General features: G+C 64.8%; 18 protein-coding genes. 13 read left to right on the top strand and 5 right to left on the bottom strand.

The window, feature by feature from the left end; translation table 11 throughout:
* Positions 1 to 181: 181 nt before the first annotated feature.
* Both AB7Z56_RS01985 and AB7Z56_RS01980 read left to right on the top strand, forming a co-directional pair.
* Positions 182 to 925 (top strand): GyrI-like domain-containing protein, encoded by a 744-nt coding sequence (locus tag AB7Z56_RS01985; protein WP_071908659.1) that lies wholly within the window; start codon positions 182 to 184, stop codon positions 923 to 925.
* A gap of 5 nt (positions 926 to 930) precedes the next feature.
* Positions 931 to 1,650 carry an SIMPL domain-containing protein gene (locus AB7Z56_RS01980; protein WP_063980398.1) on the top strand — a complete coding sequence of 240 codons (720 nt, stop codon included), beginning with the start codon at positions 931 to 933 and terminating at the stop codon, positions 1,648 to 1,650.
* A 158-nt stretch (positions 1,651 to 1,808) separates the two neighbouring features.
* Here the strand turns inward: AB7Z56_RS01980 and AB7Z56_RS01975 are convergent, their stop codons facing one another.
* On the bottom strand, positions 1,809 to 2,873 hold the full coding sequence (locus AB7Z56_RS01975) for an MBL fold metallo-hydrolase (protein ID WP_441256148.1): 1,065 nt from the start codon (positions 2,871 to 2,873) through the stop codon (positions 1,809 to 1,811).
* Positions 2,874 to 3,321: 448 nt separating this feature from the next.
* On the opposite strand from AB7Z56_RS01975, the gene ffh reads away from it, so the two are divergent.
* From ffh to AB7Z56_RS01930, 9 genes are all read left to right on the top strand, one after another.
* Positions 3,322 to 4,866: a signal recognition particle protein gene (gene ffh / locus AB7Z56_RS01970; protein WP_063980396.1), complete on the top strand. Its 1,545-nt coding sequence runs from the start codon at positions 3,322 to 3,324 to the stop codon at positions 4,864 to 4,866.
* Positions 4,867 to 4,951: 85 nt separating this feature from the next.
* Complete coding sequence (rpsP, locus tag AB7Z56_RS01965) at positions 4,952 to 5,284, top strand: 30S ribosomal protein S16 (RefSeq protein ID WP_063980395.1); 333 nt, start codon at positions 4,952 to 4,954, stop codon at positions 5,282 to 5,284.
* Positions 5,285 to 5,293: 9 nt separating this feature from the next.
* Positions 5,294 to 5,836: a ribosome maturation factor RimM gene (gene rimM, locus AB7Z56_RS01960; RefSeq protein ID WP_063980394.1), complete on the top strand. Its 543-nt coding sequence runs from the start codon at positions 5,294 to 5,296 to the stop codon at positions 5,834 to 5,836.
* 119 nt (positions 5,837 to 5,955) lie between these two features.
* Positions 5,956 to 6,636: a TapB family protein gene (locus AB7Z56_RS01955; protein ID WP_187387863.1), complete on the top strand. Its 681-nt coding sequence runs from the start codon at positions 5,956 to 5,958 to the stop codon at positions 6,634 to 6,636.
* 53 nt (positions 6,637 to 6,689) lie between these two features.
* Positions 6,690 to 7,355 carry a TapB family protein gene (locus AB7Z56_RS01950; protein ID WP_187387862.1) on the top strand — a complete coding sequence of 222 codons (666 nt, stop codon included), beginning with the start codon at positions 6,690 to 6,692 and terminating at the stop codon, positions 7,353 to 7,355.
* A 55-nt stretch (positions 7,356 to 7,410) separates the two neighbouring features.
* The gene (gene trmD / locus AB7Z56_RS01945) at positions 7,411 to 8,166 is read left to right on the top strand and encodes a tRNA (guanosine(37)-N1)-methyltransferase TrmD (protein WP_063980391.1); all 756 of its coding nucleotides are present in this window, start codon (positions 7,411 to 7,413) and stop codon (positions 8,164 to 8,166) included.
* 108 nt (positions 8,167 to 8,274) lie between these two features.
* Entirely contained in the window at positions 8,275 to 8,655 is a 381-nt protein-coding gene (gene rplS / locus AB7Z56_RS01940) for a 50S ribosomal protein L19 (protein WP_063980390.1), read from the top strand.
* Positions 8,656 to 8,977: 322 nt separating this feature from the next.
* A complete protein-coding gene (gene leuC, locus AB7Z56_RS01935; protein WP_063985988.1) occupies positions 8,978 to 10,384 on the top strand; it encodes a 3-isopropylmalate dehydratase large subunit in 1,407 nt (468 codons plus the stop codon).
* Between the two features lie 94 nt (positions 10,385 to 10,478).
* Positions 10,479 to 10,688, top strand: a complete 210-nt coding sequence (locus AB7Z56_RS01930) for a hypothetical protein (protein WP_063980389.1) — start codon at positions 10,479 to 10,481, stop codon at positions 10,686 to 10,688.
* 51 nt (positions 10,689 to 10,739) lie between these two features.
* Here the strand turns inward: AB7Z56_RS01930 and AB7Z56_RS01925 are convergent, their stop codons facing one another.
* Positions 10,740 to 11,300, bottom strand: coding sequence for a hypothetical protein (locus AB7Z56_RS01925; RefSeq protein WP_063985987.1), 561 nt, complete (start codon positions 11,298 to 11,300; stop codon positions 10,740 to 10,742).
* 163 nt (positions 11,301 to 11,463) lie between these two features.
* Between AB7Z56_RS01925 and AB7Z56_RS01920 the strand changes: the two genes are divergently transcribed.
* Positions 11,464 to 11,763, top strand: coding sequence for a DUF1330 domain-containing protein (locus AB7Z56_RS01920; RefSeq protein WP_063985986.1), 300 nt, complete (start codon positions 11,464 to 11,466; stop codon positions 11,761 to 11,763).
* 9 nt (positions 11,764 to 11,772) lie between these two features.
* Here the strand turns inward: AB7Z56_RS01920 and AB7Z56_RS01915 are convergent, their stop codons facing one another.
* Together AB7Z56_RS01915 and AB7Z56_RS01910 are read right to left on the bottom strand one after the other, a co-directional pair.
* A complete protein-coding gene (locus tag AB7Z56_RS01915; protein WP_084794921.1) occupies positions 11,773 to 12,033 on the bottom strand; it encodes a hypothetical protein in 261 nt (86 codons plus the stop codon).
* A gap of 49 nt (positions 12,034 to 12,082) precedes the next feature.
* Positions 12,083 to 12,364, bottom strand: coding sequence for a hypothetical protein (locus AB7Z56_RS01910; RefSeq protein ID WP_063980388.1), 282 nt, complete (start codon positions 12,362 to 12,364; stop codon positions 12,083 to 12,085).
* A 166-nt stretch (positions 12,365 to 12,530) separates the two neighbouring features.
* On the opposite strand from AB7Z56_RS01910, the gene AB7Z56_RS01905 reads away from it, so the two are divergent.
* Positions 12,531 to 12,929, top strand: a complete 399-nt coding sequence (locus AB7Z56_RS01905) for a metallopeptidase family protein (RefSeq protein ID WP_063980387.1) — start codon at positions 12,531 to 12,533, stop codon at positions 12,927 to 12,929.
* 4 nt (positions 12,930 to 12,933) lie between these two features.
* Here the strand turns inward: AB7Z56_RS01905 and AB7Z56_RS01900 are convergent, their stop codons facing one another.
* On the bottom strand, positions 12,934 to 13,734 hold the full coding sequence (locus AB7Z56_RS01900) for a helix-turn-helix transcriptional regulator (RefSeq protein WP_283017913.1): 801 nt from the start codon (positions 13,732 to 13,734) through the stop codon (positions 12,934 to 12,936).
* Between the last annotated feature and the right edge of the window lie 78 nt (positions 13,735 to 13,812).

Raw genomic sequence — 13,812 nt, 5'->3', positions numbered from 1 at the left:
TATATGGCGATCCTTGGCGGCTTGGCCAGTGATTTGCCGCCATAGCCATGACGCATCTGTCATGGGACGAATTCGGCACTCGCGTGTTAGAACGGCAGGGTTCGCGCAATCCGGGACGCGCGGCCGGCTCAAGGCCTTGGGGATGTAAGGCCTTGGCGCATAAGCCCTTGGGGAGAATAGAATGAATCGTTTTTGTCGCCTCGCACTGCTCGCGCTGATCCCGGCAGCGACCATGTCGTTTGGCGTGCCCGGCGCTCTGGCGCAGACCCCGAGCCCGGCGCCCGCCGCGTCGGCCAGCCCTTCGCCGGCTCCGTCGGCCTCGCCCTCCCCGGCCGCAAGTGCGGCACCTGCGCCCGCGGCGGCGCCCTCTCCGGCGCCATCGCCTGCGGCCAGCGCTTCGCCCTCACCCGCTCCGGCGGCCCCGCCGCCCGCTGCGGCCGCGACGCCCGCCCCGGTGCAGACCGCCGATCCCTTTGGCCTGGAGACCACGCTCGAGCCGAAGAAGGTCGTGATGGTCAAGGGCACTGCCAATTGGGATTCGGCCTTCGACACGCTGATCGACGCTTTCAAGGCGCTGAACACGCTGCTGGACAAGCAGGGCATCAAGCCCGCCGGCAATTCGATGATCGTCTACACCTCGACCGACGACACCGGCTTCACCTTCCTGGCCGAGATCCCGGTCGAGCAGGACCCGAAGAACCTGCCCAAGGACATGAGCATCGGCAAATCGCCCGAAGGCAAGGCGCTGAAATTCGTTCATCGCGGCTCCTACGACAACATGGACAACACCTATGAGGCGATCACCAATCACCTCGACGACAAGAAGCTGGAAGCCAAGGACACCTTTATCGAGGAGTACCTCACCGATCCCCTGAAGACGGCGGAGGACAAGCTCGTGATCAACGTGTTCGTGCCATTGAAGTGAGAGAGATGAAGAAGCCTGCCGTCCTTTTTACGTCCCTTGCCGCCGCTTTCGCCGCCACGCTGCTGGCGACGCCCGCACGCGCGGACGATTTTCCCTCCGCGATCTCGGTGAGCGGCGAAGCCACGATCTCCGCGGCGCCCGATCTCGCGCAGATCGACGCCGGCGTCGCCAACGACGCCAAGTCGGCGAAGGAAGCCTCCGACGCCAACAACGCCGCGATGGGCAAGGTACTGCTGGCGCTGAAGGGCGCTGGCATCGCCGAGAAGGACTATCAGACCTCGCGCCTGTCCTTGCAGCCGCAATACGGCCAGAACAAATCCACCGGCGCTTCGCCCGTGGTCGGGTTCCGCGCCTCTAACCGCGTTACCGTGAAGATCCGCGACGTGACCAAGGTCGCTGGCATCATCGACACGCTGGTCGGCGCCGGCGCCAACGACATCGGCAACATCTCCTTCGAGGTGACGCAGGCCTCAAAGCTGCTCGACGACGCCCGCGAACAGGCGGTCGTGGACGCCCGCCGCAAGGCCGAGATCTATGCCAAGGCCACCGGCGTCACGCTCGGCTCGCCGCTCAGCGTATCCGAGGGCGGCGCTCCGGTGCCGCTGTTCAAGGCAAGAATGGCGACCGCGCCGATGGCGGCGCCCGCGGCAGTCGCCCCGGGCGAGGAAACGCTGTCGGTGACGGTGAATGTCAGCTGGGCGATTATTCGCCCTGAAGGCAAATAAGTCTCTTGTCCCGGACGCGCTGCAGCGTGAAACGCCGCTGCGCAGGGCCGGGACCCAGAAAGCCAACGGCACGTGCTGCTGCATGGGCCCCGGCTCTGCAGCGCACCGTCGAAGAGACGCTGCGCTGCGTCCGGGGCAAGTTGTGTACGTGGATGGATTTAGATCTCCACCACCTGTCCCGGCTGCATCGCCACGAACCGTTCCTGCGGAAGCTTCGCGGCATCCAACGCTTCGACCAGCGCCTTGGCCGGCGCGTCGATCGCTTCATCGGTCAGCTGGAACGTGCCGTGATGATGCCCGAGCGCGGCTTGCGCGCCGCAATCGGCCAGCGCTTTCACGGCGTTTTCCGGATTCATGTGCTGGTCGCGCATGAACCAGCGCGGTTCGTAGGCGCCGATCGGGAGGATCGCCAGACGCAGCGGCCCGTGCTTCTCTGCGACGCGGCGAAAGTGCCCGCCGTCGCCATAGCCGGAATCGCAGACCACGTAGATTTTCCCCGCCGGTGTCTCCAGCACGAAACTCGCCCACAGTGCCTTGTTGCGATCGAACATGCCGCGCGCCGACCAGTGCCGGGTCGGCACCAGCGTCACGGCGATGCCGCCGCCGAGCTCGACGCGATCGTGCCAGTCGAAGGCCTCCACCTTGATGGAGGAGTCGGCGCTGCGCATCGTTACGTCGTTGCCGAGTGGCGTCACCACGCGCGGCGCAAAGTTCTTGGCAAGCCGCGACAGCGTCGCGATGTCCAGATGATCGTAATGACCGTGCGAGACCAGCACGACGTCGATCTTCGGCAGCTTCTCGAACGCGATACCGGGGTCGTTGTGCCGCTTCGGTCCGGCAAAGCTGACGGGCGAGACCCGCGAGGACCAGACGGGATCGACGAGGATGTTGAGGCCGCCGGCCTGGACCAGCCAGCTGACGTGGCCGACGAAGGAGAGCCGCACCTTGTCGCCCTCGACGCGCTGCGGCGGCGTGTCGGCATGGGGGTTGGGCACCCAGTCGGGCCAGTCCGCGCGCTGCCCCCGGCCACCTAATTGCCACCGCAGCACCTCGCCGAGCGATCTCGGCGGCGCCCCGTCGGGATCGAAGAAGGTCAGGCCGTCAAAATGGTCGGAGACCGGGCCGTCATAGGTTTTCATGCGGGACATCCAGAGGGGCGGAACACCAACCAGCGCGGCGCCACCGGCGAGCGATCCAAAGAGGCGGCGGCGGGTGATCGGCACAAGCGGGCTTCAGGGATGGTAACGGAGGTAAGTCATCGTCTTCTATATGGGCGGAGCCCAGGCAAAAGGAACCGGCCGCGAAAAGTTCCGTATTCTCAGGGCCTTGCCCTGGCAAAGGCACCCCGGCACCCTAACTTTCCTTGACTTTTGGGCGGGAGCGGCGTTTAACCCCGCCACTTTCTCGGAAAGGCTTTCTTTTCGACCCGCCTACTGGCCCTGGAGGCCAGAGGCCAACGCCCGACAGCGCTGTGCGCCCTCGGGCGCAAAGGTGTTTGGAAGATCGCTTGCTTTGGAAGTGGTCATCGCCCGACTTGATCGGGCGATCCAGTATCCCAGAGGCAGCTCGGCTGAACCGAGGTGCCGCGGCGTACTGGATGCCCCGGTTAAGCCGGGGCATGACGATGGTGAACGCGGCAACCCTGCGCGAGCAGGACAAGGGACAACGGCATTGTTCGACAATCTGTCGGAACGGCTTGGTGGCATTCTCGATCGTCTGACGGGGCGCGGTGCGCTGACCGAAAAGGACGTCGACGCCGCGATGCGCGAGGTGCGCCGCGCGCTGCTGGAGGCTGACGTCGCGCTCGAAGTGGTGCGCAGCTTCACCGAGCGCGTCCGCGAGCAGGCGATCGGCGCCACCGTCGTCAAATCGGTCACGCCCGGCCAGATGGTGGTCAAGATCGTCCATGACGAGCTGATCAACACGCTCGGTGCCGAAAGCCAGACCATCGACGTCAATTCCGTGCCGCCGGTGCCGATCATGATGGTCGGTCTGCAAGGCTCCGGTAAAACGACCACCACCGCAAAGCTCGCCCGCCGCATGGTCCAGCGCGACAAGCGCAAGGTGCTGATGGCTTCGCTCGACATCTATCGCCCGGCGGCGATGGAGCAGCTGGCCGTGCTCGGCCGCGATCTCGACATTCCGACCCTGCCGATCGTCGCCGGCCAGCAGCCGGCTCAGATTGCGAAGCGCGCGCTGGAAGCCGGCAAGCTCGGCGGCTACGACGTCGTGCTGCTCGACACCGCCGGCCGCACCACGCTCGACGAAGACATGATGGCGGAAGCGGCTGCGATCAAAGCCGCTGCCAATCCGCATGAAGTGCTGCTGGTCGCCGACAGCCTCACCGGCCAGGACGCCGTGAATCTCGCGCGCGCCTTCGATCAGCGCGTCGGCCTCACCGGCATCGTGCTGACACGCGTCGACGGCGACGGCCGCGGCGGCGCCGCGCTGTCGATGCGCGCCGTCACCGGCAAGCCGATCAAGCTGATCGGCACCGGTGAAAAGACCGACGCGCTGGAAGATTTCCATCCCGATCGTATCGCCGGCCGCATCCTCGGCATGGGCGACGTGGTGTCGCTGGTCGAACGTGCCGCCGCCAACATCGACGCCGAAAAGGCCGCGCGCACCGCCGAGCGCATGCGCAAGGGTCAGTTCGACCTCAACGACATGCGCGAGCAGCTGTTGCAGATGGCGAACATGGGCGGCATCAGCGGGCTGATGGGCATGATGCCCGGCATCGCCAAGATGAAGAACCAGATCGCGGCCGCCGGCATCGACGACAAGATCCTGAAGCGCCAGGTCGCGGTGATCGATTCCATGACGCGCGACGAGCGCCGTCATCCCGACCTGCTCAAGGCCAGCCGCAAGAAGCGCATCGCCGCAGGAAGCGGCCAGAGCGTCGAGCAGGTCAACAAGCTGCTCAAGATGCACCGGAACATGGCCGACGTGATGAAGGCCATGGGCTCGGGCAAGCGTGGCCCGCTCGCCGGCATTGCGCAGGCGATGGGCTTTGGCGGCGGCATGAAGCCGCCCTCGCCCGAAGAGATGAAGGCGTTGCAGGAGAAGATGCAAGGCGGCGGACAAGGTCTGCCCAGCCTGCCGAAGGATTTGCCCGCTGGTCTGCGCACCGGCCTGCCCAACGTTCCCGGACTGACCGGGCTGAGCGGCAAGCCGACGCTGCCGGGCCTCGGCGGATTTCCGGGCAAGAAGAAATGAGGAATTCGTCGCGAGGGATCCTAAGCATCTCGCGCGACGCGGAATACCAACCAACCGAACAAACTGTACTTTGAAGGAGAACCAGATGTCCGTCGTTATCCGCCTCGCTCGCGCAGGCACCAAGAAGCGCCCCGTCTATCACGTCGTCGTCGCCGATTCGCGCTTTCCCCGCGATGGCCGCTTCATCGAGCGTCTCGGTTATTTCAACCCGCTGCTGCCGAAGGACAACGAGGCCCGCCTCAAGCTCGACATGGACAAGGTGAAGGCCTGGGTCGCCAAGGGTGCGCAGCCGTCGGACCGCGTGGCGCGTTTCCTCGACGCCGCCGGCGTCAAGAAGCGCGAAGCGCGCAACAACCCTGAGAAGGCCGTGCCGCGCAAGGAGCGCAAGGCGCAGGCCGAAGCCGCCGCGAAGGGTTAAGGTCAGATCATGTCGGCGCTGGTCTGCGTCGCGCGGATCGGCGCCGCGCATGGTGTGCGCGGTGCGGTCAAGCTGTGGACCTTCACCGAAGATCCCTTTGCGGTCAGGCGCTACGGGCCGCTTCTGTCCAAGGATGGCAAGCGCCAGTTCGAGGTCGCGCAGGCGCGCGAAGCCAAGGATCATCTGGTCGCGACGTTCAAGGGCGTCACGACCCGCGATGAGGCCGAGCGCCTCAACGGCATCGAGCTCTACGTCGCGCGCGAAAAGCTGCCCGCGACCGACGAGGACGAATATTACCACACCGACCTGATCGGGCTCGCCGCCGTCACCACCGACGGCGACGCGCTCGGCCGCGTGCTCGCGATCCACAATTTCGGCGCCGGCGACATCATCGAGATCGCTCCGCCCAAAGGATCTGCAAAGGGCACGACGATGCTGCTGCCGTTCACAAACGCGGTGGTGCCGGAAGTCGATCTCACAGGCGGCCGCGTCGTGATCGCGCTGCCGCAGGAGATCGAGGGTGATGATGACAGCGAGGCTCCGTCATCATGACGGTGCGGTAACGGCTCGCTAACAAATCTCGCGAAATCTTCACTTGCATCGGGCATCCGGCTCGTTCACGCTTTGGTTGCATCGCCCTCCCGCGCCTCTCCCCAACACCGGAGCTCCAAATGCTGCGCCGCTGTCTTATGGCAACGATCGGCCTGCTCGCATCCGCGGGCCTTGTCAGTGCGCAGACGCCACCGAGCCCCCCGCCGGCTGCAGCCGAGCAAGCCACCTCGCTCGCCCCGATGGAGGAGCCGCAGGTCGGTGACCACTGGACCTACGAGATGCGCGACGAGATCACGGGCGACCTCAAATCGACCATGACGCACACCATCACCGACGTGTCGGCCACCGAGATCAGCGTCCGGTTCGAGATCCTCGGCAAGCCCGGTTTCGGCTACCAGACCTATGACCGGTCGTGGGACATCATCAACAATGGTGCATGGCGGTTCACGCCGAATGACGGCACGGGCATCCGCATGCCGCTCGCGATCGGCAAGACCTGGACGTTCAAGTCCAGCGACTCGAACAGCACGGCGGGTGTCAACCTGAAGCGCACGGGTACCTCGAAGGTCACTGCCAGGGAGACCATCACCACCCGCGCCGGCACATTCGAGGCCTACAAGATCGAAACCTCGATCGAGATGCGAAACGCCAACGATCCCACCAAGAAATCCCAGGCCGAGCAGCAGGCCTGGTACGTGCCCGAGATCAACCATTGGGTGAAGCGCACTTATGTCAGCAGAGCGGACGGCAGGGTTCGCGAGCGGGGCGCGCTCGAAATGATCGAATACGGCCGCCGCTAGCGGCCGGCGCGAAAGCGACCGTCGATGACCGAAGCCTTCCGGGGAGCATGAAGATGTCTCGTTACGCGGCCACGATGATGGCTTGTCTGCTTGCCGGCACCACCCTGGCATCGGCGGCGAGCGATCCGCCCGCCGCCGCAAAGCCGGTCATCGCGATGGAGGCACCCCTGCAAGGCGACTTCTGGACCTACGAGGTGCGGGACGAAATCAGCGGCAAGGTCAGCGCGGTCCGCAGGAACATCGTCACCGAGGTCACGCCTGCCGAGATCAGCGTTCGGGTCACGACCGACGGCAAGGAGGCCGAGGGCCTGAACATCTACGATCGGTCGTGGAATCTGAAGAACGCGGGTGAGTGGAAATATCAGCCCGGCGACGGCAGCGGCATCCATGCGCCACTGAAAATCGGCGATAGCTGGAGCTTCTCCGCCGATGACGTCAACAGCAGCAAGGGCTTCATCTGGAAACGCTCGGGCCATTCGAAGGTCGTCGGCCAGGAGACCATCACCACCAAGGCCGGCACGTTCGAGACGTACAAGATCGAAACGACGCTCCTGAGGCGTCCAACCAACGATCCGAGCCGCAAGCACGAGATCTCGGCCATGACCTGGTACGCGCCGGCCATCGACCACTGGGCGAAACGGACCTACGTGGCGCGCGGCAACGGCCATCTGCTGACCAATAACGTCATCGAGCTCGTCGAGTACGGCCGCAAGCAATAACCAACTCGGCCGGCCGGGCCTCGACCTGTCGGCCGCAATGCCCTAACCAGCGGCCATGACGACCTCCTCACCCTGGCGCGCGACGGTGCTGACACTGTTTCCGGAGATGTTTCCGGGGCCGCTCGGCGTGAGCCTGGCCGGCCGGGCGCTGGCTGGCGGGCTCTGGGAGCTCGAGGCGCGGGACATCCGGGCCTCAGCCACCGACCGGCATCGGAGCGTCGACGACACCCCCGCGGGCGGCGGACCGGGCATGGTGCTGCGGGCCGATGTTCTGGCGGCGGCGATCGATGCCGCCGGGATCAGCGCGGACCGGCCGAAACTGCTGATGAGCCCGAGGGGTCGGCCATTGACCCAGGCCCGGGTGGTGGAGCTGGCCGAGGGTCCGGGTCCCCTGATCGTTTGCGGACGGTTCGAGGGCGTGGACCAGCGGGTGATCGACGGACGGGGCCTGGAGGAGGTCTCGATCGGCGACTACGTGCTGTCCGGGGGCGAAATCGCCGCGCTGGCCCTGATCGACGCCTGCGTCCGGCTGCTGCCCGGCGTGATGGGCAAGGAGGCCTCGGGAACCGAGGAAAGCTTTTCGGAGGGCCTGCTCGAATACCCCCAATACACCCGCCCGCAGCTGTTCGAGGGGGCTCCGATCCCGGAGACCCTGACCTCCGGCGACCACGCCAAGGTTGCAGCCTGGCGGCGGGCACAATCCGAGGCCCTGACGGCGGCCCGGCGGCCTGATTTGTGGGCCAAAATCCCGGCCAAAGCCCCGAATCGAGCCAGACGCCAAAAAACGCCAAAAAACAAGACAGACGGGTGACAAACGCTCCGGCTTGCCTTATAGGAGCGGCCACATCCGCAATAGCTGGATCAACGAATTTCGCGCAGCCCCCGTCCTGCGGCTGGGCGCGCCGATGGAGATTTACCCATGAACCTGATCCAACAGCTCGAAAAAGAGCAATTCGACAAGCTCTCCGCCAGCAAGGAGATTCCGGAATTCGGTCCCGGTGACACCGTGATCGTCAACGTGAAGGTCGTCGAAGGCGACCGCACCCGCGTGCAGGCCTATGAAGGCGTCTGCATCGGCCGTTCCGGCGGCGGCCTCAACGAGAGCTTCACCGTCCGCAAGATCTCCTATGGCGAGGGTGTCGAGCGCGTGTTCCCGCTACTCTCCCCGATGATCGACTCGATCAAGGTGGTGCGCCGCGGCAAGGTGCGTCGTGCCAAGCTCTATTACCTCCGCAACCTTCGCGGCAAGTCGGCCCGCATCGTCGAGAAGACTGAGCACGCCAAGGCCGTCAACGAGTAAGCTCCGTTTACAGACGAGTTCTAGAGAGCGCGGGGCAAAACCCCGCGCTTTTTTGTTGCGTCAGCCGTGCGCGTCAAAGCACTCGCGCTTCCAAATCGGCCTGCTATATATTCTTGGAATGTTTCCAGATCAGACCAGCCTCGCCCCCGTCACGCGCATCGTCATCGACGATCGCTCGCGGCTGCCTGGCCGGTTCTTCGGACGCTTCGCGACCTCGGCAACGTCAGAGCTTACGCGCGCAGCCTAAAAGCTGCGCTGACGATTTTGTTGCCCGCGCGTGACCGCGCATATCCGCACCACAACATTCCTGGAGCTGAAGCTCATGTCCAAGCCGACCACATTGTACGACAAGATCTGGAACGACCATCTGGTGCACGAAGCCGACGACGGCACCTGCCTGCTCTATATCGACCGCCATCTGGTGCACGAAGTGACCTCGCCGCAGGCGTTCGAGGGTCTGCGCGCCACCGGCCGCAAGGTGCACTCGCCGGAAAAGACGCTCGCCGTCGTCGACCACAACGTGCCGACCACCGATCGCACCAAGCCGAATCCCGATCCGGAGAGCATCGAGCAGATCAAGGCGCTGGCCGAGAACGCCAAGCAATTCGGCATCGAATATTACGACGAGTTCGACAAGCGCCAGGGCGTCGTCCACGTCATCGGCCCCGAGCAGGGCTTTACCCTGCCCGGCACCACCATCGTCTGCGGTGACAGCCACACCTCGACGCATGGCGCGTTCGGCGCGCTCGCACACGGCATCGGCACCTCCGAGGTCGAGCACGTGCTGGCGACGCAGACGCTGATCCAGAAGAAGGCGAAGAACATGCGCGTGACCGTCGACGGCAAATTGCCTGAAGGCGTGACGGGCAAGGACATCATCCTCGCCATCATCGGCGAGATCGGCACTGCCGGCGGCACCGGCTACGTGCTGGAATACGCCGGCGATGCGATCCGCGCGTTGTCGATGGAAGGCCGCATGACGGTCTGCAACATGTCGATCGAAGGCGGCGCCCGCGCCGGCCTGGTTGCGCCCGACCAGAAGGCGTTCGACTTCCTGCGCGGCCGCCCGAAGGCGCCGAAGGGCGCGGACTGGGACGCGGCGATGCGCTACTGGGAGAAGCTGCGCTCCGACGACGGCGCGCATTTCGACCACGAGCTGCGCCTCGACGCTGCCAAGCTGCCGCCGATCGTGACCTGGGGCACCTCGCCTGAGGACGTCATCTCGGTGACCGGCATCGTGCCCGATCCGGATCAGATCGCGGACGAGGCCAAGCGTCTCTCCAAGCACCGCGCGCTGAAATACATGGGCCTGACGGCGGGCACGAAGATCACCGACATCAAGCTCGACCGCATCTTCATCGGCTCCTGCACCAACGGCCGGATCGAAGATCTGCGCGCGGCGGCGAAGATTGCCGAAGGCAAGACCGTTTCAGCGCATGTCAACGCCATGGTCGTGCCGGGCTCGGGCCTCGTGAAGGAGCAGGCCGAGGCTGAGGGTCTGGACAAGATCTTCATCAAGGCCGGCTTCGAATGGCGCGAGCCCGGTTGCTCGATGTGCCTCGCGATGAACCCGGACAAGCTGGCCCCGGAAGAGCGCTGCGCCTCGACCTCGAACCGCAACTTCGAGGGACGCCAGGGCTTCAAGGGCCGCACGCATCTGGTGTCGCCGGCGATGGCTGCGGCGGCTGCGATCGCGGGTCACTTCGTCGACGTCAGGGAGTGGCGGTAAGCCGCTCCCTGCAATTTGAGCTAAAGCGGCAAACGGCCGTTAATCGGCATCGCCGACACTGCGTCCTCGCGACGGTTTCGCGAGGACACAGCTCATGGCCAACAAGCCTGAATATGTCGATCTGATCGGCGAGGCGACGCGCCAGCACCGGCGGCGCGCAACGCCCTTGCCCATCGTCGCCAAGCCCGAGGTCGAGGAGACCTCGAAGCTCAGCCGCTGGCCGCCGGCGATGATCAAGCAGTGGAAGCTCGAGAACCTGACACGGTGGAAGCCGGCGTCGTGGAAGCTGAAGGATTGGCTCTAGGCCACACGAACAAAGGGCGCCGTCGCGGCGCCCTTTTCATTTCGATCGCGATTACCAATAGCGGTACGGATAGTGCCAGCGATGCCACCGGCAGACGCGGCGCGGACCGTAATAGGTCCAGATCACCCGGCAGCGGCGCGGATAGTTGTAGTAGGGATAGTAGCCGCCGTAATAATAGCGCCGGTGGAAGTGGCGATAGCCGTAATGCGGGCGATAGACCCCGTAGCGATGAAAACCGCCATAGTGGCGAAATCCGCCGTAGCGATAGCCGCTACCGTGAAAGGCGGGTGCGGCGCGGAAGCCGCCGATATGGCCGCCACGAAAGCCACCGCCGCGGAAACCGCCGATATGTCCTCCGCCGCCGTGGAAACCACCGCCACGAAAACCGCCACCACCATGGAAGCCGCCACCATGTCCACCACCGCCGCCACCGTGGCGAACCTGCGTGATCATGTCGTCGCTTGCAGCCTTCGCCGCCGGCAATGGCGTCGGATTGATCGGAGTCATCGCTTCGGCACGTTGTGCAGTTCCGGCCGACAGCATCAGCGTGGCAACGGCCGCGAGCCCGAGCAAGCGTATCGGGCTTGTCCGAGCATCCAAGATCCGCAGCATGGAATTCTCCCTGAATCTGAACGGCAGCATTGCGGCGCAGCCGTCGCTCGCATCGCTGTTCAATTGCAGTCGCTCCCAAGATTAAATTAGGGACAGCGACGTGAACCCCTCGTGAATGAACAACCTGCCGAGGCGCCGTGCCACGACAAAAGGAATTCGAAAGATGACCGTCTACGCGATCGCGCAATTGAAGATGACGGACCGCGCGGCCTATGACCGCTATCAGGCGCGGTTCTTCGACGTGTTCAGAAAGTACAATGGACGGCTGCTCGCCGCCGACGAGCAGCCGCGCGTGCTCGAGGGCCCGTGGCCGTTCGACAAGCTCGTCATGATGTCGTTTCCCGACGAGGCCGCGTTCCTCGCCTTCTCGAATTCGCCGGACTACGAAGACATCTCGCGCGATCGCAAGGCGGGCGCGCAGGCAACCGTGCTGCTGGTCAGGGGATTTGCGCCGGCGGGCTAACGCGGCGCGTCACCACCACGGCCCGTAGCCGAACACGAAGGGTGCCGGCACGCCGTAGGGATAGGGACGATAGTAGATGGGCCGCGCGTAATAATGCGGATCATGGGGCGCTGAGCGCCGCGCAACGTCATGGTGTCTTGCGTGCCGTCTCGCATCGAAAATCGCTGTCCCGGCCGAGGCATCCGACTTCGTCACACTCTGCGCGGTTGAAGCGCGAGGCAAACCCGCTGCGAGCCCGGCGACAACGGCCAATGCAATCCATCTCGTCATGACGAACTCCGCCCTCAAGATGCGGGCATCACGCGGCCGTTGAGGCGCGTCAGCCCCGCCGCCAGTAGCAGCTCATATGCGGCACGATCACCGTGCCGCTCGGCCGATATTCCTGCACATAGGTGGCGTTGCACTCGCGCACCGCATCGGGACCCGGATAGTAGCGCGGATAGACGCCGTCCGGAGCGTAGTAGGGCGTGACGCGCAGCCGGGCGGGCGGGCGCCTGCGCGGCGGCGGAACGTCGTCTGGCGAGGCCGCCTGGGCCAGCCTGACACCGGCGCCGGCCGTCTGAGCTTCCGCACCGACGCAAAATTGCGAAAACAACCCCATGCAAAGTAGAACCAGTATTGCTGTTCCCGCCCGCATCGCACCACCACCCACCTGAGCTATCCCCTTGAGGCGCCGTACGCTCCCCGTTTTCGTGCGCGGCGTCAACTCTTCGTAGCCCTCTATAAAGCCGGATGCATCGCCACGGAACCCGCGCTAAGAAAAGCCCATGTGGACGGAATTGAAAGCACCCTCGCTGGCTGAGATGGAAGCGACGGCGCACGACATCTTCGAGCGCCTGCCGGCGGAATTTCGCGGCCTCTGTGAGGGCGTGATCCTCCGTGTCGACGACTTCCCGACCGAGGAAGTGATGGACGAGATGGAATGCGATAGCGAGTTCGACCTGCTCGGCCTGTTCCAGGGCGTCGGCCTGCCCCAGCAGAGCCTGGGCGATGTGGCGCGGCTGCCCAACATGGTCTGGCTCTACCGCCGGCCGATCCTGGATTACTGGGCCGAGCACGACGAGAGGCTCGGCCACATCGTCCGCCACGTCCTGATCCACGAGATCGGCCACCATTTCGGCCTCTCGGACGACGATATGGCGGCGATTGAGGCTCAGGCGGAGTAGGACGTCATCGGTTGCGTATGGTTGGCGCAGCGAGAAGCATCGTCAGTCGATAGTCGGACCAGCCCGCGAGAGACAGCGACACCTGCTGATAGTGCAGCAGTCCCATGGTCGGATGATCGAACGCACGCTCGCCGCCTTCGCGTGCCAGAACCCCCTGCGTCTCCCAGCAGCGTTCGAAATCGGGGCTTCCAACTCTCAGTTCCTCGACGAGCCGGCGAATGTCCGGATCGTCGGAATAGGCTGTAACAGCGGCGCGGAATTCTGCGACGACGCGTTGCGCGCGTGAGGTCCAGTCGAGGATCAGTGTTCGCGCCTCGGGCCTGAGGAAGATGTAGCGCAGAAGATTTTTTTCGCCGTCAGCATCGAGCCATCCGGCAAACAACCGGGACGCTTTCGCATTCCAACGACGCGCACCCCATGTGCGATCGAGAATGTAGGCCGGCCCTTCGATCGCATCGACGCAGGCCAGCACCTCCTCAGGCGGATCATCCCTGTGGCCGGGACGCTCGGGATCGCGCTTGCCCCCAACTTCGAACAGATAGCTGCGCTCCGCTCGTGACAGGCGCAATCCGCGTGCGAGGCGCGCAAGTGTCGAAGCCGAGACGGAGACATCGCGACCCTGCTCGATCCACGTGTACCAGGTGACGCTCAATCCGCAGAGCTGAGCGACCTCCTCGCGCCGGAGGCCGGGCGTGCGCCGCCGTGCTCCGGCGGCGAGGCCGAATTCTGCCGGAGACTGGCGCTCCCGGAGCGCGCGCAGGAACGCGCTGAGCGAGAGAGGAGCGATCGGGTCTGGTCCCTTCATGGTGGTTTTTATACCAGCATAAATAACATTCTTAAACGGGTATAATCGGCATGCTAACTCTTTGCCGCTGCGGCGTCG

The organism is Bradyrhizobium sp. 482_C4_N1_8 (genome assembly GCF_052075965.1).
Taxonomy (GTDB): domain Bacteria; phylum Pseudomonadota; class Alphaproteobacteria; order Rhizobiales; family Xanthobacteraceae; genus Bradyrhizobium; species Bradyrhizobium barranii.
The sequence above is the reverse complement of the archived record's forward strand: the minus strand, read 5'-3'. Positions and strand labels throughout refer to the sequence as shown.